Origin of the sequence: Streptomyces canus (assembly GCF_001514145.1) — a bacterium.
Taxonomy (GTDB): Bacteria; Actinomycetota; Actinomycetes; order Streptomycetales; family Streptomycetaceae; genus Streptomyces; species Streptomyces canus.
This window is the reverse complement of sequence record NZ_KQ948672.1, coordinates 96,493-114,187: the sequence shown is the minus strand read 5'-3', so window position 1 is coordinate 114,187 and position 17,695 is coordinate 96,493. Positions and strand designations below refer to the sequence as shown.

Sequence of the window (17,695 nt, the reverse complement as noted above, 5' to 3'; positions counted from 1 at the left end):
CGGTCAGCGGGTAAAAAATGCGGCTTTGACGTGGCAGGTTCTGTTGCCCGAAGGCGCCGTGCGCGTCGGCGGGAGTGACTGGCTCAGGGCGGTTCAGACGACGCGGATCGCGGTGCTGTCGCGCACCACGACCTGGCCGCGCATCATCAGATGCTCTGATTCCGTACGGTCCGCGAGTGCGAGGCGGACCGCCTCGGCACCTGCCTGCGCAAGCGGCAACGACACGGTCGTCAGCCGTGGTGTCACGTCGGTCGCGAGCTCGATGTCGTCGAAACCGGTCACCGATACCTCGTCCGGTACTGCCACCCCGGCAGTACGGAAGGCGGACATCGCGCCGATGGCGATGGTGTCGTTGGCGGCGAGGACCGCGTGGGGCGGCTCCAGCCCCTCGGCGACCAGCCGCCGCGCCGCGTCGAACCCTCCCTGGCGGCTCACCGTGCAGTGTGAGACCCGGATGTGCCGCTCCTCGACGCCGCCGTCGCGGAGACCCGCGATGAAGCCCGCGGTACGGGCCGAGACGTTCCCCTGCCTGCGCGCCCCGGCGAGGATCGTCACGTGCCGGTGCCCCGCCCCGGCGACGTAGGTGGCCAACTCCTTCGCAGGGCCGTGATTGTCGAAGCTGATGGAGTCGAACGGCATGTCGGTGTCACCGACGATCACCACCCGGCCGCCCTCGCGTTCGTAGCCGAGCAACTCGTCGAGCAGGCGCCCGCCGAGGGCCTTCGTGTCGAGGCGGCTCGAGGTCAGAATGAGCGCACGCGGCCGCAGGGCACGCTGCAACCGGACGGTTTCGAGCTGGCGCTCGGCGGTGCCGTGGGTCGACGAGACGGTCACGAACGCACCTGCGTCGCGCGCTCGCCGTTCCATCGCCGCGGCGACCAATCCCATCGACGGGGTCGTGAGATCGTCGCCGACGACCGCGATCGAGTCGTTCGCGCGCCGCATCGCCCGGGCCGCGGCGTCCGCGGTGTAGCGCAACGCGGCCGCGGCGGAGACGACCCGCTGCCGGTACTCCTCCGCGACCGTCCGGGAACTGCCGCCCAGCACTCGCGACGCGGTCGAGACCGACACACCGGCGGCCGCCGCCACGTCACGCAGGGTGACGGTCGGCCTGGCTGAATGGGGCATCGCGCCGTCCCTCCCGCACCACGAAAACGAGCCGCCGTCGACGCTACCCGAGGATGTCCCCGGCCAGGCCGCCGAGGCGTGGACGAAGGTGCCGGTGACCGACTCAGGACACGGTCGGCCGGACCGAGTGGTGGGGCACGGTCGCTCGGACCGTCTCGGGATACGGTCGCCCGGCTGGTAGGTGGTCCCGTCGGCCCGGTTGGATTCCGTCCCGACGGTCACTCCCTGGGCCGGTGCGCTGCTGCGTCGCACACGCCTTGCGCGCTGGGCGGCTCGGGGCACAATGTGCGGCATGGAAGATGGAGCGGCAGCGCCTGCAGGGCGTCGCGGGGAGGCCGTATCCGAGGGGCGTCAGGTGACCCTGCACGATGTGGCGCGGACAGCGGGCGTCTCACAGGCGACGGCGTCGCGCGTGCTCAACGGCAGCGTCCGCAACGTCCGGCAGGAAAACGTCGACCGTGTGCTCACCGCGGCCGCGGAACTGGACTACGCACCGCACCTGTCCGCCCAGGCGATCGCGCGGGGTTCGACGAACATCGCCGCGCTGGTCGTCAGCGGTGTCGACGACCCGTACTTCTCCTCCATCGCGGCAGGCGTGACGCAGGCGGCCGAGGCCGCCGGACTCATCGTGACCATGGCGGTCGCGGACCGCTCCCCGGAGCGGGAACTCCAGATCGTCGGGACGCTGCGCGGCATGCGCCCCCGCGTCATCATCCTGACTGGCAGCCGCGTCGACGGGGCCGATGCCCGCGACGCACTCGTCGAGGAGCTCCAGGCCTACCGGGAAGCGGGCGGCAGCGTAGTCCTGATCAGCCAGCACGACCTGCCGTTCCACACCGTCAGCATCGACAACTACGGTGGAGCGCGGCAGCTTGCCCGCGCGCTGGTCGGGCTCGGCTACCGCCGGTTCGCGGTGGTCCGGGCGGGGACCCACCTCAGGACCTCCCGTGACCGGTGCAGCGGTTTCGTGGAGGGCCTGCGCGAGTTCGGCTTCGACGTCGACGAGCGGCTGGTGGTCGATGCCGAGCTCAGTCGCCGAGGAGGGTGTGAGGCGGCCCGGGAGCTCGTCCGGCGGGGACTGGACGGCACGGAACTCGTCTTCGCGGTCAGCGACGTCATGGCGATCGGTGTGATGACCGCATTCCGTGACGCGGGGCTTGTCCCTGGCCGGGACATCGCCGTCGCCGGCTTCGACGACATCGGCCCGGCGGTGGACGTCGTCCCGGAGCTGACGTCCGTGACCGTTCCTCTGCAGCACGTCGGGCTCCGTGCGATGGAGCTCGCGCTCTCCGACGACGACGCCCCGCGGATCGTACCGGTCGCCACGAACGTCGTTCTGCGGGCAAGCACACCCCCTCGATGACCGTGCCGGCTTTTCGCGCGGTGAGCGTCGGCTGTCCGGCCCTGAGCTGCTCCGCGACCCGGCCGACACCCTCGTGGCCGGCGACGGTCTTCCGGCATGCCGAGCGCGCCGTAGCCGATGAGCACGGCGCCGTCATCCGGAGAAATCCCGCTCACACCAGAGCACGACGTGTAGCCGAGCCGGGCGGCAGACCATGACCCGGTCCGGAGCGGGCTCAGAGCGATAGCCGCGAGCGGGCCGCGGTTCGGGGAAGCGCCCCAGCAGCTGTTCCAGGACGAGGCGGGACTCCAACCGGGTCAGTGGTGCGCCGAGGCGGCTGTGGATGCCGTGGCCGAAGGCCATCGGGAGTGGCCTGTTCGTCGAGGACGTCGGCCACGACTTCACGGGCGCGTGCTTCTTGCCTGCGGAGCACTGCAGGAGCGAACCTGCGCCTCAGACCGTGCGTACGAGAAGGGTCAACCTTTCGGGGCAGGTGCCGGCGTCGCCGGCGACCTCTTCGTAAGCGCTGCCGTCCGCGAGGACGGACTGGGTGCGGCCGAGCAGGTCCTCCGGGGCAAGTGGACCTCACCTCGCATCGCTGACGCGCTGCGAGGTGGAGCGTCTGAGCGAAAATCCCTTGCGACCAAGGGAGGTGATCGCTCTACGGTTGCTCCCCGTGACCATGGAGATGCCCTACCGGCCACTTCCGATCGACCAGTCCGACGTGCGCTACCTCCACGGACCCGATTCCGCACCACAGCTGGGTGTGCCCGCTGGTGAGACGGTCGAGTTCGAGTGGAGGGACAGCGAGGTCTACCCGGGAACCTTCCGGAAGTTCTGGGTACACGTGCCTGCACAGTACGACCCGGCGGAACCGGCATCCTTGATGGTGTTCCAGGACGGGTGGTGGTACCTGGACCCCGCGGGGGACGTACGCGGCGCGATCGTCCTGGACAACCTCGTCCACCGCGGCGACATCCCCGTCACCATCGGCGTGTTCGTCGATCCCGGCACCTTCACCGATGCGGAGAACCCGAAGAACCGCAACAACGAGTATGACGCCTTCGACGACCGGTACGTCACCTTCCTCCTCACCGAGATCATCCCGCAGGTTGCGGAGCGCTATACCATCACCCAGTCACCCGAAAGGTGGGGCATTTGCGGCGGGAGCAGCGGCGGCAACTGCGCCTTTACCGCCGCGTGGTTGCGGCCGGACAAGTTCCGCCGTGTCATCGGGTACCTGTCCAGCTTCGCGCAGATGCCGGACGGCAACCCCTATCCGGACCTCATCTCCCGCGTGCCTCGCAAGCCGCTGCGCATCTTCATGCAAGGCGGCCACCGCGACCTGCACTGGAACGAGCCACAGTGGAACTGGCTCGCCGAAAACCTGCGCGTGGCAGCCGCTCTCGCCGAAGCGGGCTACGACTTCCGCCTTGTCCTGGGAGACGGCGGACACAGCCCCAACCACGGTGGCGTCCTGCTGCCGGACGCGCTGCGCTGGCTGTGGCGGCCCAACGACGATTGATCGATACCTGCGTCATCCGGGTGCAGCCCATCTCACCGCAGCCGGCGCCAGAGAACACTCGCTTGACCAAGGGCGTCGTCGTGTTTGCCTACTCGTCCGCTATCGACCTGTCCAGCTGACACTCGCGCTGCGGTGACACCTGCACCGGCTCGCGGCCTCCTTCGGCACAGGCGTGGCCGCCACGGTCTACCGCTGCATCCGCGAGGCCGTGGGCCTCCGCCGCCCTGCCCGGTGTCGTACGCGACATCAACGCGGCCCGCACCCACGGCGTCATCGACGTCTACGCGTGCCCTTCCGCGGCAGACTCCGCGACCTTTCTGTCGGTCACCAGGCCGTCAATGTCGCCCGCGCGCACATCCGCGCCGTCGGCGAACAGGCCGTGGCCACCCTGAAGCTGACGTCTCCTGCGCAAACTGCAGTGCAGCTGCCGGGATCCCGTCCTTCTGATGCTCAGTATCAGATTGAGCCGCTGCTGTATTCTTTACTCATGACCGACTCTGCCCGCGCCTCCGCCCAGTCCGCGACCAAGCCGCCCGGCCTGCGGGAGCGTATGCGTGCGACGGTCCGGAAGGAAGTCGTCGAGGTCGCGCTCCGGCTCTTCATCGAGCAGGGATTCGACGGGACGACCGTCGACCAGATCGCCGGTGAGGTCGGGCTGTCGCGTGCCAGCCTGTTCCGGTACTTCGGCACCAAAGAAGACATGGTCCTGCAGGGTTTGGAGGAGACCGGCCTTCAGATCGCGGAGGCGTTCGCCGCCCGCCCCGACACTGAGCGTCCCTGGGAGGCGCTGCGCAGGGCGTTCGACGTCCTCACGCAGGCGAACGAGCAGGCTCCCGAGCAGACACTCGCCTACCTGCGCATGCTCCAGGAGACTCCGTCACTGCGCGCCCGGCACTTCGAGAAGCAGTTGAGCTGGCAGGCGATGCTGGAGCCGGAGATCGCCCGGCGGCTGGGCGTCAGCGCCGACCAGCCGGAGGAGGTCGGGCCGAACTCGCTTTCCGGAGCCGCGCTCGCCTGCCTGGATGCGGCCGCGACGGGCTGGGTGGCCTGCGAGGGCGCCGTGCCCCTGGCCGTCCTGCTCGACCGCGCGATGGACACGCTGACGGAATAGGTTCACCAGGGCCCCCGGCCTCCTGGAGCCACTGCGACGCGCTCCACCGTGGCTGCCCCGGGGTTTGCCGCCGACAACTCGCCTGGGGGCCGCGCTCGGCCACCTCCGAGCGGACCCAGCGATGCGCTGACCTGCCACGTGGTTCAGGAAGCGGTGTCGGTGTCATGTGTCTCGCCGAGGCCGAGGCCGAGGCCGAGAAGCGCGGTGAAGCGGGCTTCGGCCCGGTCGATCTCACCGAGCTGAGTGAGGATCGATACGGGGGTGGAGTCACCGACCACCTTCTGCATCAGTGGGGTGCGGTCCAGGATCGCGTCCCGGATCGGTTGCAGAGCGCGCGGCGCGTGATGGAAGACCTGCCCGAGGGCGTAGGCGTGCTGGGACTGCCGGGCGGTGTGCGGCTTGCGGGGGGCCTCGAAGGCGTCGAGTGCCTGGCGGACGGCGACGTGGTCGCTCAGGTCGACCCCTGCCAGTCGGCGGCCGATGAAATAGCCGTCCTCGGTGGCCATACCGGCGCCGTACCCGGCGTACGGGGAGGTGGGATGAGCGGCGTCGCCGACAAGGGTGGCGCGGCCCTTGGACCACTGCTTCAGCGGCTTGCGGTCGCGGATCACCCAGCGCTGAACGTGTGCGGGGTCGGTCGCGGCGATCAGCTGGGGGAGCGGAGGGGCGAAGGCCTGACCGAGGATGGTCGCGGTCGAGTGCAGGTCCCCGGTGAATTCCCGGCTTGCGTCGAACGCTTCGAGTACCCACCACTGGTGGCCGTCACGTCCCTTGTCGCGGATGGAGGTCCAACTGCCCTGCACCGTGCGGGTGTGGGAGAGGACGCACATCCCGGGCTCGGTCTCGACGCTGTGGTCGAAGGTGTAGCCGCCGAAGATGTGCAGGTTGTGCTCGCGCTTGGGGCTGTCGCCCCACAGGGTGCGGCGGACCAGGGAATCGATGCCGTCCGCGCCGATCACGAGGTCCGCCTCGTGGACTCGTCCGTCCGCGAGGTGCAGTCGAACACCGCTCTCGTCCTGTTCCACGCGCTCCACCGTGTGGTTGACCCGCAGGACTCCCTTGGGGAGCGCGTCGAGCAGCCGCTCGTACAACTCGGGGCGCAGCAGGCCGACGAAGCCGCCGCCGTAGTCGCGGACAACCTGCTCCGGAAGGGTCGCGCGGACCCGGCGGCGGCCGCGGGCGTTGCGGAACTCGGACGTGCAGGGCGCACCCAGGTCCTCGGTGTTCACTCCGAGCAGCCCGAGTGCCTTGATGGGGGGCGGCCACAGGTTGAGGATGTTGCCGGCGGGTCTGGCCTGCGGATAGCGCTCGAACAGTACGACGTCGTGGCCGGCCTGATGGACCGACAGCGCGGCGGCCATGCCACCGGGTCCGGCGCCGATGACGGCGACGCGGCCGCGCTGGGCGGGAAGCTTCTTCATGGTGGATTCCTCAGCCTTGGTCGTCGTTGACCTGGTGGTTGATGAGGGGCGGGCTTCTCCCGTACAGGGCCGGTGCCCGGCCAGGAAGCTTTGGGGTGTGCGCGGTTCACGGGCGCGTTCGCGGGCGCGTACGGGCACGAGGGACGGCCACCGGTTCGGCACCCGGTACCACAGTGTTGGAGACGGTGCCGATGCCCTCGACGGTGAGGGTGACGGTGTCGCCGGGCTTGAGCGGTGACGGGTCCTGGCGGCCGCGTACGCCCCAGAGTTCGGCGAGGCAGCCGCCGTTGCCGCAGGTGCCGGAGCCGAGTACGTCGCCGGGGCGTACGTAAGTGCCCCTGGAGGCGTAGGCGGCCATCTCCTCGAAGGTCCAACTCATATTGGACAGCAGGTCCTTGCCGACGACCTCGCCGTTGATCTCGGCGGTCAGTGCCAGGCGGAGGAATCCGTCGCTGTCGCGGTAGGGCTCCAGTTCGTCCGCGGTGACGAGGCAGGGGCCGAGGGTGGTGGCGGTGTCCTTGCCCTTGCAGGGGCCGAGGTGGACCTGCATCTCGCGGGACTGGAGGTCGCGCGCGGACCAGTCGTTGAAGATCGTGTAGCCGATGATGTGGTCGCGGGCCTGCTCGGGGGTGAGGTCGCGGCCCTCGCGTCCGATGACCGCGGCGACTTCGAGTTCGAAGTCCAGTGCCTGGCTGCCGGGCGGCACGGGGACGTCGTCGTGGGCGCCGATGACGGCGTAGGGGTTGGTGAAGTAGAAGGTGGGCGCGTCGTACCAGGCGTCCGGGGCGCCCGGGACTCCGTCGATGCTGCGTCGTACGCCCTCGACGTGTTCCTCGAAGGTGACGAAGTCGCGTACGGACGGCGGTTGGAGCGGCGGCAGCAGTCGCACCTGGGAGACGTGCGGCCCGCGCGGCACGTCCAGGCTTGCGTTGCCCGCCTCGCGCAGTGCCTCGGGACCGGCCTGGATCAGGTCGAGGAGTGTCCCCGTGACGGGGCAGGGGTAGAGGGTGCCGTCGTCCTCGACGGTGGCGAGACGGCTGCGGCCGTGCTGTTCGTACGTGGCGAAACGCATGGCTTTCCTAGGCTGCTGGGTGGGTTGACACAGGCCGGGGGCCCGGCGGCATGGCAGGCGGGGGAGTACGCCGAGCCCCCGGAGTCAGGGGGTCAGACCGGCGGAGCGACGAAGACGCCGCGGTCGACGTCGTTGAGCATCTCCTTGGCGACCATCTCGTTCATCGGGTTGGACGTGCCCCACTGGTCGGCGTTCTCGGGCTTCGTCAGGTCGTAGATGTGCGGGTGCCAGGTGTCCTCGTCCAGCTGTTCGAGCTCGGTGGTGTACTCCACGGTGTTGCCGTGCGGGTCGAGGAAGTACGTGAAGGTGTTGTCGCCCGCCATGTGCCGCCCGGGGCCCCAGATCTTGCGGGCGCCGGAGCGCATCACGCGGCCGGAGCCGCGCATGTACTCGTCGATGCCGCGCATCTCGAAGGAGAGGTGCTGCAGGGAGGTGTGCGGACCGCTGGCGATGGCCATGGAGTGGTGCTGGTTGCTGATCCGCATGAAGTGCATGACGTCGCCCATGTGCGGCAAGGTCATCGTGTCGGACAGCCGGAAGTCGAGGTGCTGCTCGTACCAGGCACGGGTGGCGTTGATGTCGGGGGAGTTCAGGACGACGTGCGAGAGACGGACGGGGATGGACTCCTTCTCCTCGATACGACGGTGCCGGCGCGCCTCGACGTCGGCCGAGACCTCGATGGTGCGGCCGTCGATGTCGAAGAAGCGGAAGCCGTAGCCGCCGCCGGGGGTGTCGACCTTGCCCGGCTGGGAGATCAACTGCACCCCACCTGCGAGGAGTTGCTCGGCAAGCGTGTCCACGTCGGCGGGGTTCGCCGCGCCGTAGGAGATGAGGTCGAGGCGCTTCTCCTCGGCCTTGCGGAGCCGGACGATGTACTGCTCGGGGGAGCCCTCGGCGGCCAGGAAGGAGATGCCGGAGTCCTCGGCGACCTTGGTCAGGCCCCAGACGCCGGCGTAGAAGTCGAGTTGCTTGTCGTAGTCCGGCACGGCGAGGTCGACGTGGCGAAGGTGGGTGAGCAGACGTGTGCTCATGGTGGGGGTTCTCCTCTGTGAGGTTCAGACGGTTCCGACAAGGCGGAGCAGCGCTGCCGCATTGCCGCCGCGTACGGCGTGGAAGTGGGGGGCGGGCAGGTCCGTGACGTCGCGCAGAGCGCCGAGCGGGTCGTCGGTGCCCATGTCGAAGGGGAAGTCGGAGCCGAGCAGGACCCGGTCGGGGCCGGCCACCCGGATCAGTTCGCGCAGCACGTCCGGGTCGTGGACGAGGGAGTCGAAGTACAGCTGCTTGAGGTAGCTGCTGGGCGGGTGCGCGCAGCCGCGGGTGTCGGTGCGGGCGAGCCAGGCGTGGTCGGAGCGGCCGATGTGGGTGGGCAGATAGCCGCCGCCGTGGGCGGCGACGATACGCAACCCCGGGTGCCGGTCCAGGACTCCGGAGAAGATCAGATGGGACAGCGCGACGGCGTTCTCGGTCGGCTGGCCGACGGTGTTGGACAGGTACCACCGATTGAGGCGCTCGTCGAGCGTGCAGCCGAAGGGATGCAGGAAGAGGATCGCGCCGGTTTCCTCGGCCCGGGCCCAGAACGGCTCGTACGCGGGGTCCGACAGTTCGCCTCCCGGCGCGTGGCTCGAGATCTCGACACCGCGCAGGCCCAGGCCGAGGGCGTGATCGAGGGCTTCGACGGCGAGGCCCGGATGCTGGAGCGGGACGAGGCCGAGGCCGTGCAGCCGCTGCGGAGCCTGGGCGACGTGCGCGGCGGTGCCTTCGTTGGCCAGTTCCCACACCGTACGGGCCAGGTCCTCGTCGGCCCAGTAGTGGTAGTGCGAGGGAGACGGCGAGACCAGCTGGACGTCGACCCCGGAGGCGTCCATCGCGGCGAGCCGGGCCTTGACGTCGGTCAGCCTCGGGAAACAGTCCCGGAACATCGGGCCGCTGACGGCGATGGCCTCGGGGCCGTTGCGGCGGGCGTCGAGATCGCGGGCCGCGGCCAGACCGGGGTGCCCGGCGACGGCGTCCTCGACCTGAGGGAGCAGGACGTGCGCGTGGACGTCGATCGTGGGTGCGCTGTTCTGGTGACTCACGGGGTTCACGGGGTCTCCTGCAGGGCGGACATCGTGCGGCTCATCAGACCGGGTGCGTCGGCGTCACGGACGCCGTCCAGCTGCCACTGACCGAGTTGCACGGATGCCTCGACCACCATGCGGACACGGTTGATCCGGCGTTCGTAGAAGCCGGTCAGCAGGGCGTCGAGGGAACTCCAGTCCTGCTCCTGGCTCAGCATCTCGGCCAGTACGGAGGCGTCTTCCAGCGACATGGCCGCGCCCTGGGCGAGCGTGGGAGGACAGACATGGGCCGCGTCACCGATCAGGACGACCAGCCCGCGGTGCCAGGAACCCTCGACGAGCAGCCGGTCGAACCAGGTGTAGTTGACCTTGGCGGTGTCGGTGATGCTCGCGGCGATCTCCGGCCACGCACCCCCGTAGGGCGCGGCCAGCCGTCGCATCTCGTCCGCGTACGAGGCCGGGTCGATGGAGGCGCGGTCGCGGTTGGCCTCGACGAGGTAGGCGTAGATGGTGTTCTTGCTGGTCGGGCAGTAGCCGGCGATGTAGCACGGACCGCCGTAGGCCAGGGTCATGCGCTCCACGCTGTCGGGGCGGGGCACGGGGACGCGCCAGATGGCCATGCCGGTCGGTTCGGGCTTGTCGCTGATGCCGATCATCGCGCGCGTGCGGGAGCCGACGCCGTCGGCGGCGATGACAAGGTCGTAGCGGCCCTCGGTGCCGTCGCTGAACCGGGCGGTGACGCCGGACGCGTCCTGGACCAGTTCCTCGGCGGTGGTGCCGAGGCGTACCACCGCGCCGCTCTCGCGAACGGCCTCACACAGGATCTCCTGCAGCCGGGGCCGCTGCATGCCGAAGATCGAGGGCAGGTCGTCCCCACCGGTGCGGAAGTCCTGCTGGACGTGGAACACGGTCCCGTCGGGCGCGGCCATGCCGACGGCGTCGACGGCGTAACCGCTCTCCCGGACCTCGTCCCATACGCCCACTTCGCGCAGTACGCGCAGCGCGTTGCCCTGGAGGGTGATGCCGGAGCCGAGCACGTTCCAGTCGGGTTTGGCCTCGATCAGTTCCACAGCGATGCCCGCCCGCCGCAGCAGCACGGTCACGGCGTTGCCGGATGCGCCGCCGCCTATGACGAGGACGGTCGGGGGACGGGGGTCGTTCATGGGTTCTCCCTGAGATGGTGCCGCGCGACTGCGAGCGGCAAGGGGGTGTCGCGGGCCGGGCGGGCGAGGGTGGCGTAGCCGTCCGGCCGCGGCCCGCCCGGCCGTCCAGGGCGTTACTTGACGGCGATGGGGTTAACCGGTGAGCCGACGGACCCGGTGATGGGCAGCGGCGCGGCGGTGAGCCAGAACGCGTACCGGCCGTCCCCGGCGCAATGTGCGGCGAGGGCGTCGAGGTCCCACATCTCACCGATGAGCAGGCCGATGTGGGGGATGGCGACCTGGTGCAGCGGCTGGAAGGCGTGGTCGAACTCGTTGGGCCGCACCTCGAAGCCCCAGGTGTCGGTGGCGATCCCGGCGATCTCGCTCCGGTGCAGCCAGCCGGCCGTACTGAAGCTCAACCCCGGCGCCGGTCCGCCCGCGTAGTCGCCCCAGCCTTCGTGGCGGGCGCGGGCCAGCCGTCCGGTGCGCACGAGGACCAGGTCACCACGCCCGACGGTCACGCCGTGCGCCTCGGCTGTTGCGGTCAGGTGCTCCTCGGTGATGGCGAAGCCGTCGGGCAGTTCGCCGTCCTGGCCGATGACCAGGCCCACGTCGAGGAGGACGCCTAGCCCGGCGACGTGCGGCGCCATGCGCTCGATGCCGGTGACCAGATCGCCTTCGCAGGTGACGACCTTCTCCGCCGGGCGGCCGTTCCACGCCTTGCCGTGATCGAAGATGTGCCCGAGCCCGTCCCACTGGGTGGAGCACTGCAGGGGCATGGCGATTACGTCGTCGGCGCCACCGAAACCGTGCGGGAAGCCCTGGCCGCCCAGAGCCGCGTCGGTGCCGGTGGCGAGCATCGTGTGCACCGGGTTGGTACGCCGCCGCCAGCCCCTCTGCGGGCCGTCCATGTCGAAGGCCTGTGACAAGGAGAAGCTGATGCCGTCGCGGATCAGGGCCGCGCCCTCGCGGCGCTTGGCCTCGTCGAGGAAGTTGAGCGTGCCGAGCACGTCGTCCTCGCCCCAGCGGCCCCAGTTCGAGTACGCCTTCGCGGCATCGGCGATCGCCGCCTCGGGATCCGTACGGTCGATACGGTCGGCGCTCATCTGGCTGATCTGGCTCATCGGGCCACCTCCGTGACACAGCGGGTGCGCTGGGCGCCGAGCCCGGTGACCGACCCGTCCATCACGTCGCCGTCGCGCAGCAGCCGGCCCCAGTGGATGCCGTTGCCGGCCGGGCTGCCGGTCAGAACCAGGTCGCCGGGGAGGAGCCGGGCGACCTGGGAGATGTACGAGACCAACCGTGCGACACCGAAGATCATGTCCTTGGTGGACTCGTCCTGCATGGTCTCGCCGTTGAGTTTCAGTGTGACCTGCAGGTCGGACGGGTCGGCGATGGAGCCGGCCGGGACGATCCACGGGCCGAGCGGGGTGAAACCGGGGGCGTTCTTGCTGCGCAGCCAGTCGGTGCCGATCGGGGGCATGTCCCGGCGGAAGACACTCGCGCGGTCGGTCAGGTCGTTGGCGATGGTGTAGCCCGCGACGTGCTCCAGCGCCTCCTCCACGGTGACCCGGTAGGCGGGGCGGGAGATCACCGCGGCCACCTCCAGCTCCCAGTCGGGCTTCTCGGCCCAGGCGGGCAGCACGACGTCGTCGTAGGGGCCGCTGATCGTGGTCGGCAGACCGATGAAGACGTACGGCAGATCCTCGGCGGCCCTCTTGTCCATGACCGCCGCGACCTCGGCGCGGGCCTCCTCGACGGTGCCCGGGGCGTCCGGGGCGCGGTGCGCGACCGCCAGGTCGATCACGTGCTGCCGGTAGTTGGCGCCGGACTGGAAGATCTGCCGGGGCTCGACGGGCGCGTGCACCGTCATCTCCGCCAGCGGCCGCCAGTCGCGCGTCGGGTCCCCGGCGAGGGTGTGCAGCCGCGGCAGCTCCTCGTCCCAGCGCTCCAGGAGCGTGAGCGTGGTCAACGCGGGTGCGTCCAGTGCCGTGCGCAGATCGAGTGCTCGGCCCTCCGGTGTCACGAGGCTCGGGAACCTGGTCCCGCCCGGTGCCGAAAGGGTGCCGATGGCGAACGGTCCGGAGAAGGGGGTGAAGGGTGCCGACGTGGCTGCGGATGTCACGGAGATTTCCTCCCGATTGCGGTGCCACTAATCTGGCCCGGTAGATTGCAATCAGGGAAATCGATTTCATGTATAGGTGAATCCAGCCGGTGAATACCGATGGTGCCGGCTCCGGAATTGGGATGCTTCGTGAACTTGGCCAGCCTGGACCTCAACCTCGTCGTTGCCCTGCGCGCCCTCCTGCAGGAGCGCAACGTCACCAGGGCCGGCCAGCGCATCGGGCTCAGTCAACCCGCGATGAGCGCGGCCCTGGCCCGGCTGCGCCGCCACTTCGACGACGACCTGCTCGCCCGGGTGGGCGGAGGGTACGAACTGACCGCCCTCGGGCGGGCCCTCCTCGACCGGACCACCACCGCGTGCGACCTGCTGGAGCGCGTCTTCGCCAGTCAGGCAGAATTCGACCCCTCCCGCGAGGAACACGAGTTCACGCTGATCGCCTCGGACTACGCGGTCGCCGTCTACGGCACCGAGCTCGCCCGCACCATCCAAGCCGAGGCACCGGGCATCCGGCTCAGGTTCAAACAGGTACCGAACGAAATCATCGATGACACCGGGTCGCTGCTCAGCACCGTGGACGGGCTGCTGCTGCCCCACGGCATCATTCGTGGCTTCCCCATGGTCGAGCTCTACCAGGACAGCTGGGTCTTCCTCGTCGCGGACGACAACCCGGAGGTCGGCGAGCGGCTCACCCTCGACGACCTGGCCCGAATGCCCTGGGTGACGTACCAACGGGCCTACGACGCCCCTGCTGCCCGCCAGATCGCCATGCTCGGCATCGAGCCGCGCGTGGCGGTCTCCGTCGACAGTTTCCAGCTGATGCCACTTCTGGTCGCGGGCACCCGCCGGGTAGCTCTCCTTCAGAGGCGTCTCGCCGACGAGCTGGACGGACTCGCACACGTCCGCATCATGGAACCGCCCTATGACGCCGTGCCGATCCAGCAGGCCCTGTGGTGGCATCCGGTCCACATGCACGACGCGGCGCACATGTGGCTGCGGGAGACGATGGCCCGGGTCGCCGAGATGATGGAGGCCGGTCGGCCTGCGCAGTCCCCTCCGCCGGAATGAGGGTGGGGCCATGCCCTGCAGAGGCGGATGGCACTCCCAGGCCCCAGCCGACCCGGACGGGCGGCCGCCGCGTGGACCCGATGTGAACAGCTGCTGCGACTCTGGCCGGTTCGCCGGGCCGTGCCCGCACCGCAGGTTCCGCTCCGCCGTCAGGGAGGAGGGCCGCTGCTGCCCCGCACGACCAGTTCGGGCCGCAGCGCGACCAGGATGGCGTTCGGTCGGCGGCGACCAGGGCCTCTCGCCAGGCGCGTTCGCGGGCTCGGGCCGATGGCTGGTCGCTCGGCCCTGCGACGTCCCACACGGTGTCATGGCCGAGAGCAAGCAGGTGCTCCGTGGCCTGGCGTGCTCCTGTCGTCTGTTCGAGTCCGATCACCGGGCCGCCCTCCTGCTCGATGCCGACGTCGAGTGCGACCGCGGGCCGGTCGGCGGGAAGGTGCCGCCATGCCTGTGCGGTCCAGTCGTGCCGCGCCGCGAGCGAGAATGAGGCCGGCGACTGCTTGGGAGACGAGCCCCTCCACGACGGCTCGGGCGGGCAACGGGTCGCTGGAACGCAACGTGGTGATCTGCACGGCGTAGCCGGCCTGGCGCGCCGCCTGTTCGACGCCGAAGACCGTGGCCGCGGAACCGTACTGGGCGGTGTCGAAACTCACCACCGACAGCACCTGCGACCTGCCGGTCACCAGTGCGTGCGCAAGCCTGTTGGGTCGGTAGCCGAGTTCGGCTGCGATGGCGAACACGCGGACGCGGGTGTCGTCCCCGACCCCGGGCCGCTCGTTCAGTACGCGGGAGACGGTCATCGCCGAGACACCCGCTCGCCGTGCCACCTCGCCGATCACCACCGGTCGGTCACTGGCCGTGGCGGACGACGGGATGCCGTTCGCGTCGGATCCGGCACCAGGTCGAGGAGCGTTAACGTTAACGTGCCGTCTTCACAAGCCCTTGGTGGGACATCAATTTTTTAGCCTGGCGCCTGTTGTCATGGCTGCGGCATGACTTTATCTTCTCGTCTGGAAGAAGCGGAACCAGATCATCGAATTTTCCGTCGAAACGCTTCGACGGGAAATTCGACAAACGCGCTCGCCATATCTGCGCTTAGGGAGCGGAATGGCTCACCATCTCACGGCCGTCGAATTCAATTCGATTGGCCCTCGCGTCACGCGCACCGTTCCCGGCTCCGGTCGGCGCGCTCGATCATCGATCCGATCACAGAAGGTGCGAACGGAGCGATCGACAAGTCGTCGTTCGACTCGGCGAACAACGGATATCGTGCTGACTTCGCGCACACCGTCGCGGCCACAGCCAAGAAGTACGGAGAAGTCAGCGTCTACTGGGACAACGGTGCGAACGGACAGTACGGGTTCGGCCTGTTCGACCGACGTTCCTACACCGTGACCCAACCGGGCATCGTCAACGCCATCATGAGCGGCGTTGGGCAGTGACCACGGCGTGGGCCTGCCGTCGGGAACGCAACAGATGACCGGCCGTCGCTCATCTGGAGTCCGAGAGGTCTCAACTCATCAACGCAGGAACCCTGTTGGCTTCCCATCCTGTTCGTACTCGGTCTCCCGAGGGTGTCGGCGACCGCGCGGCCGTCCACACCCCGGGACCGCAACTCGGAGAGGTTGAATCCAAGGGGCGCGAGTCGCCCGACGTACGCGATGGCCGGCATGCGGCGATCACCGTTGAGGGGAGGTGAGGACGCCGCGTGACAGGGCGACGGTGACGGCAGCGGTGCGGTCGTTGACACCCAGTTTGACGAAGGTTCGCAGCAGGTGCGTCTTCACCGTCGCCTCGCCGATGTACAGCTGCCGACCGATCTCGGCGTTGGACAGACCCCGCGCGACGAGGCCGAGTACCTGAACCTCGCGTGGGGTCAGCTGCTCCCCGGCCGGAGCCTGAAGGTGAGTCACCAGCCGGGCGGCCACCGGCGGGGCGAGGACGGTCTCACCGCGGGCCGCCGCCCGGATCGCGTCGGTCAGGGTACCGATCGGGGTGTCCTTCAGGAGGTAGCCGGTGGCGCCGGCCTCGATCGCGGGCAGGATGTCGGCGTCACCTTCGTAGGTGGTGAGCACGAGCACGCGAATGCCGGGATGCTCCTGACGGATGCGCGCCGTCGCGGTGGTGCCGTCGGTACCGGGCATCCGCAGGTCCATCAGGACGACGTCCGGGCGCATCGCGGCGGCGAGGACGATCGCCTCGTCGCCGGAGCCGGCCTCGCCGACGACCCGCAGGTCGTCGTAGGCCTCGAGCATGCCGCGGAGGCCGAAGCGTACGACGGGATGGTCATCGACAATCAGGATCTGGACAGTCATCGAGCCGGTTCCGCCCGCTCAGTGGTCGGGTGTGGAGCTGAGATCAAGCACAGGCTGCAGGCTACGCGCCGCCTGCTCGGCCGGTGCCGGCGGCAGCTCGACCCGCACCGTGGTGCCCTGGCCGTGAACCGATCGCACCGTGCAGGTTCCGCCGAGGCTGGAGGCGCGGGTGCGCATGCCGAGCAGGCCGTATCCGCCCCGGACGGTGGCCGGGTCGAAGCCCTGGCCGTCATCGGTCACCGCCAGCGCCATGAGGTCGGGATCCTGGCGCAGCTCGATCCGCACCGCCGTCGCGGCGGCGTGCTTGGCGACGTTGGCCAGGGCCTCCTGCGCGGTGCGCAGCAGGGCGATGTCGATGCCGGTGGATGTGCCGGACCGCTCACCGACGATCGAGACCTCGACGCGCGTACCCGTGTCGCGAGCATGCCGGGCGGCGAGCCGGTCCAGCGCATCCGCTAGCCCGCGGCCGGTCAGGTCGACCGGGGCCGATGCGGCGATCAGCGAGCGTGCCTCCGCGAGGTTCTCGCGCGCGGTCTTCTCCAGGATGTCGAGCTGGCCGTCGGCGGCCGTCGGATCACGGAGCAGGGTCGTCCGTGCGACCTGGGCGAGCATGAGGATGCTGGTGAAGCCCTGTGCCAGGGTGTCGTGGATCTCGGCAGCCAGACGTTCACGTTCGGCATGGACGCCTGCCTCGTGGCCCGCACGTTCCAGTGCGGCCCGCGTCCGGGTCAGTTCCTCGATCAGCGCGGCCCGCTTGCGGTTCTGCTCGCGGATGCCGGTCAAATAGGCGCCCACGAGGATCGTCACGGCCATGGGTACCAGAACGGTCACGCCGACCATCGCCAGCGTGTAGCGGCTGACTCCCGCCCGCGCCACCATGGCCCAGGCGAGCTCGGCGTAGAGGACCAACAACAGCGGTAGGCGCACCCGCCACCTTGCGACCATCACGAACAGCTGTGGGCAGAGCGCGAACAGCAGTGCGCCGGCGATCGGGGCGATGGCGAGCAGGAGCGGGAACGCGACCGCCAGGACGGCGAAATAGGCCGCACCCCAACGCTCGTCGCGGTTTTCCATGGCCCGCGGAGCGACCAGGGCGTAGCAGGCGACGATGACAGCGAGGGTGCCGAGGGCCAGCAGGCGTTGTCCGAGCGCCACCGAGACGTCGGCCGCTATGGCGACGGCAAGCGGTATAGCGACGGCGCCGACAAGGACATGCCATCCGACGCGGTAGCGGTGTCCGAAGTCGACGGTGCTGCGCACTGCCACGACCTGCCCACCTTCGCCCACCGAGATCTGGCCGCCAGTCTACGGGCGCCCGGATCCACAGTGCCCGACTCGGTGCCGAGGAGCGTCCACGCACCAGTGGAGCCGTGGGTACGTCGATCGGTTGACGAC

16 protein-coding genes and 1 pseudogene are annotated in these 17,695 nt (G+C 69.6%); 6 read left to right on the top strand and 11 right to left on the bottom strand.

Features of this window, described 5'->3' with window-relative positions; translation table 11 throughout:
- Positions 1 to 93: 93 nt before the first annotated feature.
- A complete protein-coding gene (locus AQJ46_RS40010; RefSeq protein ID WP_059210246.1) occupies positions 94 to 1,128 on the bottom strand; it encodes a LacI family DNA-binding transcriptional regulator in 1,035 nt (344 codons plus the stop codon).
- A gap of 355 nt (positions 1,129 to 1,483) precedes the next feature.
- Here AQJ46_RS40010 and AQJ46_RS40005 point away from each other — a divergent pair, with 355 nt between their 5' ends.
- The 4 genes and pseudogenes from AQJ46_RS40005 (at position 1,484) to AQJ46_RS39990 (ending at position 5,106) form a co-directional block, all read left to right on the top strand.
- Positions 1,484 to 2,491, top strand: a complete 1,008-nt coding sequence (locus AQJ46_RS40005) for a LacI family DNA-binding transcriptional regulator (protein ID WP_059210245.1) — start codon at positions 1,484 to 1,486, stop codon at positions 2,489 to 2,491.
- A 661-nt stretch (positions 2,492 to 3,152) separates the two neighbouring features.
- Entirely contained in the window at positions 3,153 to 3,995 is an 843-nt protein-coding gene (locus AQJ46_RS39995; protein WP_225887517.1) for an alpha/beta hydrolase, read from the top strand.
- A 209-nt stretch (positions 3,996 to 4,204) separates the two neighbouring features.
- A pseudogene (locus AQJ46_RS57680) lies at positions 4,205 to 4,486 on the top strand (IS5/IS1182 family transposase); the annotation flags it as partial.
- Positions 4,483 to 5,106, top strand: a complete 624-nt coding sequence (locus AQJ46_RS39990; RefSeq protein WP_059210242.1) for a TetR family transcriptional regulator — start codon at positions 4,483 to 4,485, stop codon at positions 5,104 to 5,106. The pseudogene AQJ46_RS57680 and the gene AQJ46_RS39990, both read left to right, overlap by 4 nt.
- 143 nt (positions 5,107 to 5,249) lie before the next feature.
- Here the strand turns inward: AQJ46_RS39990 and AQJ46_RS39985 are convergent, their stop codons facing one another.
- The 7 genes from AQJ46_RS39985 to AQJ46_RS39955 form a co-directional block, all read right to left on the bottom strand.
- Complete coding sequence (locus tag AQJ46_RS39985; protein WP_059210241.1) at positions 5,250 to 6,527, bottom strand: FAD-dependent oxidoreductase; 1,278 nt, start codon at positions 6,525 to 6,527, stop codon at positions 5,250 to 5,252.
- A 106-nt stretch (positions 6,528 to 6,633) separates the two neighbouring features.
- Positions 6,634 to 7,599: a fumarylacetoacetate hydrolase family protein gene (locus AQJ46_RS39980; protein WP_059210240.1), complete on the bottom strand. Its 966-nt coding sequence runs from the start codon at positions 7,597 to 7,599 to the stop codon at positions 6,634 to 6,636.
- Positions 7,600 to 7,691: 92 nt separating this feature from the next.
- The gene (locus AQJ46_RS39975) at positions 7,692 to 8,630 is read right to left on the bottom strand and encodes a VOC family protein (protein ID WP_059210239.1); all 939 of its coding nucleotides are present in this window, start codon (positions 8,628 to 8,630) and stop codon (positions 7,692 to 7,694) included.
- A gap of 24 nt (positions 8,631 to 8,654) precedes the next feature.
- Entirely contained in the window at positions 8,655 to 9,683 is a 1,029-nt protein-coding gene (locus AQJ46_RS39970; protein WP_225887512.1) for an amidohydrolase family protein, read from the bottom strand.
- Entirely contained in the window at positions 9,680 to 10,819 is a 1,140-nt protein-coding gene (locus AQJ46_RS39965; RefSeq protein ID WP_059210238.1) for an FAD-dependent oxidoreductase, read from the bottom strand. The genes AQJ46_RS39970 and AQJ46_RS39965 overlap by 4 nt, the downstream gene beginning before the upstream one ends.
- 113 nt (positions 10,820 to 10,932) lie before the next feature.
- Positions 10,933 to 11,922 (bottom strand): cyclase family protein, encoded by a 990-nt coding sequence (locus AQJ46_RS39960; protein ID WP_225887511.1) that lies wholly within the window; start codon positions 11,920 to 11,922, stop codon positions 10,933 to 10,935.
- Complete coding sequence (locus AQJ46_RS39955) at positions 11,919 to 12,923, bottom strand: fumarylacetoacetate hydrolase family protein (RefSeq protein ID WP_107117412.1); 1,005 nt, start codon at positions 12,921 to 12,923, stop codon at positions 11,919 to 11,921. Before AQJ46_RS39955 ends, AQJ46_RS39960 begins: the two co-directional genes overlap by 4 nt.
- A gap of 129 nt (positions 12,924 to 13,052) precedes the next feature.
- On the opposite strand from AQJ46_RS39955, the gene AQJ46_RS39950 reads away from it, so the two are divergent.
- A complete protein-coding gene (locus AQJ46_RS39950) occupies positions 13,053 to 13,988 on the top strand; it encodes a LysR family transcriptional regulator (RefSeq protein WP_059210236.1) in 936 nt (311 codons plus the stop codon).
- 305 nt (positions 13,989 to 14,293) lie between these two features.
- Here the strand turns inward: AQJ46_RS39950 and AQJ46_RS59155 are convergent, their stop codons facing one another.
- Positions 14,294 to 14,785 (bottom strand): LacI family DNA-binding transcriptional regulator, encoded by a 492-nt coding sequence (locus tag AQJ46_RS59155; protein ID WP_159064110.1) that lies wholly within the window; start codon positions 14,783 to 14,785, stop codon positions 14,294 to 14,296.
- 192 nt (positions 14,786 to 14,977) lie between these two features.
- Here AQJ46_RS59155 and AQJ46_RS56645 point away from each other — a divergent pair, with 192 nt between their 5' ends.
- The gene (locus AQJ46_RS56645) at positions 14,978 to 15,427 is read left to right on the top strand and encodes a hypothetical protein (protein WP_208617063.1); all 450 of its coding nucleotides are present in this window, start codon (positions 14,978 to 14,980) and stop codon (positions 15,425 to 15,427) included.
- Between the two features lie 237 nt (positions 15,428 to 15,664).
- Here the strand turns inward: AQJ46_RS56645 and AQJ46_RS39945 are convergent, their stop codons facing one another.
- Both AQJ46_RS39945 and AQJ46_RS39940 read right to left on the bottom strand, forming a co-directional pair.
- Positions 15,665 to 16,300 carry a response regulator gene (locus tag AQJ46_RS39945; protein ID WP_059210235.1) on the bottom strand — a complete coding sequence of 212 codons (636 nt, stop codon included), beginning with the start codon at positions 16,298 to 16,300 and terminating at the stop codon, positions 15,665 to 15,667.
- An 18-nt stretch (positions 16,301 to 16,318) separates the two neighbouring features.
- Positions 16,319 to 17,566, bottom strand: coding sequence for a sensor histidine kinase (locus AQJ46_RS39940; RefSeq protein ID WP_059210234.1), 1,248 nt, complete (start codon positions 17,564 to 17,566; stop codon positions 16,319 to 16,321).
- Positions 17,567 to 17,695: the final 129 nt, after the last annotated feature.